This window comes from Haloferax sp. s1, from assembly GCF_058382125.1.
Genome location: NZ_JBZRPK010000058.1, coordinates 1 through 773, shown reverse-complemented (window position 1 = coordinate 773; position 773 = coordinate 1). Strand labels below are relative to the sequence as shown.

At 54.5% G+C, this 773-nt stretch carries 1 protein-coding gene and 1 pseudogene; both read left to right on the top strand.

Annotated elements, in window-relative coordinates:
* Window positions 1–538, top strand: a 538-nt coding sequence (locus tag QT222_RS00350) for a DUF7342 family protein (protein WP_491475934.1), incomplete at its 5' end; no start/stop codon positions are given.
* A 5-nt stretch (window positions 539–543) separates the two neighbouring features.
* A pseudogene (locus QT222_RS00345) lies at window positions 544–773 on the top strand (hypothetical protein); the annotation flags it as partial.

The following is a 773-nucleotide window of genomic DNA, read 5'->3' as shown; positions in this document are numbered from 1 at the left end:
GGATACACCGTCTCCACCGGGCATGAATCTGGCCGGTGAGTGGGACAAAGCCGTCGAGAGTCGGACGGTCAAAGATCGTGTGTATGAAGCAGCGACGACGCTCACGTCCCCAACCACTGTTGCGGACGTCGCAGAACGTGCCGACTGCACGAAAGAAGGTGCTCGTCCCCATCTTGAGTGGTTCGTCGAAGTCGGGGTCCTCGAAAAAATCGCAGACAATCCTGCACTCTTCGTTCGCAATGAGGCCTACTTTGAGTTCCGTCGCATCACCGAACTGACTCGAGAGTTCAAAACACCTGAAGCGGCTGAGGAAGCAATCGACGAGTACCGAATCCGCGAACGAGAACTCTCGAGCTACTTCGCTGAATCCTCACCCGAGGCGGTTGTTCTTTCCGAGACGACGTACGAAGATCTCGATGAGGCGTACGACAGGTTGAGTGAATGGCGAACTATCACTCGTCGCCTTCGCGAACTTCGTGAAGCCAAATTCCGCCTCGAGTCAAATCACGGTGGGAGTCCAGCCTCGTCGTTCCCCTAACTTCGATGGGACGCACAGATGACCTCAACGAAGAGCGGATGCGAATTCTCGGTGGTCGACTCGCAGATCTCTCGGTAATCGAGACCGTCCAGTACTTCCCGTCTGGAAAGGAAGATCGTGTTGTTGCCACTCTTCGGTCGAATTACTACCCCAACGTCGTGGATACTGCGACTCTCGAAATCCGCCTTCGACTGAATGGAGAGTTCAACTTTCAGTATTTAGAGGAATGGACTGG